The sequence below is a fragment of the Hymenobacter agri genome (assembly GCF_054778495.1).
Window position 1 is genome coordinate 1 of sequence record NZ_BAAGZM010001076.1, and the last position, 878, is coordinate 878.

Sequence of the window (878 nt, forward strand, 5' to 3'; positions counted from 1 at the left end):
AGGTTGCGCGCCGACTCCGCCGGATTCGGCGCGCCCGCCCAGGCGTTTGCGGCGGGTTTGCCCGCCTGCAATAGCGGCTGCTTATACATGAGCCGGGCAAAAGCCAGGCCCGCCCAGCCTGCCAGCGCCAGCACAAAGGCCTCGCGGTAGAGCACCAGGGGTGGGCTCGCCACGGCATGGAGAGCGGTGAATAGCAGCAGCCCGCCCCCCGCCAGGCCGGCCCCCGACAGCGCCACGCGGTACACCAGCGTTTCGCGTTGCCGGGCCATGATGAGGGCCACCAGCAGCGCTTCGAGCAGCATAAACAGCAGGATGACGGCAGTAGTGGCGTGCCAGCCCTGCAGCGACAGCGCCGTGGCCAGGGCCAGAATCAGCGAGATGATGGTATCGGTCTGAAACAGCCAGCCGATGCCGAGCTTTTTGGCTTGCCGCCCGGCCCAGAAGGTGAGCAGCGCGCCCAGGCCCAGCGGAATGGTTTTCCAGATGGAGCCCGTGCTATACAGGTACAGGTTGATACCCAGACAGGTCCAGTTGAGCAGATGCGCGGTGAATAGCAGCGGCTCGAACCGCCGCTGGGCGTACACGCGGCGGTACTGCACCACGGCGGCCGCCACGCCCACCAGCGCCACCAGCGCCATAGCCACCAGGCGCAGGGAGTTGGGAATGTCCGTCAACTGCCGATGCCAGTAGAGGTGGAAGGCGAAAAAACTGACGATGCCCAGCAACAGCTGGTATTTCCACCGCTGGCGGTAGGTGATGGCGATGGTGAAGGCCGTGACAGCCGCCGCCGTGGCTAGCGTGAGGGCCGTGGGCGGCAATACGGCCAGCGCCACCAGGCTCAGCACGCCGTGCAGCGTGGCCACTTCCTCGCGGCTGGC

General features: G+C 66.9%; 1 protein-coding gene. It reads right to left on the bottom strand.

Features of this window, described 5'->3' with window-relative positions; genetic code table 11:
• Positions 1 to 878, bottom strand: an 878-nt coding sequence (locus ACYVDE_RS24560; RefSeq protein WP_460504143.1) for a hypothetical protein, incomplete at both ends; no start/stop codon positions are given.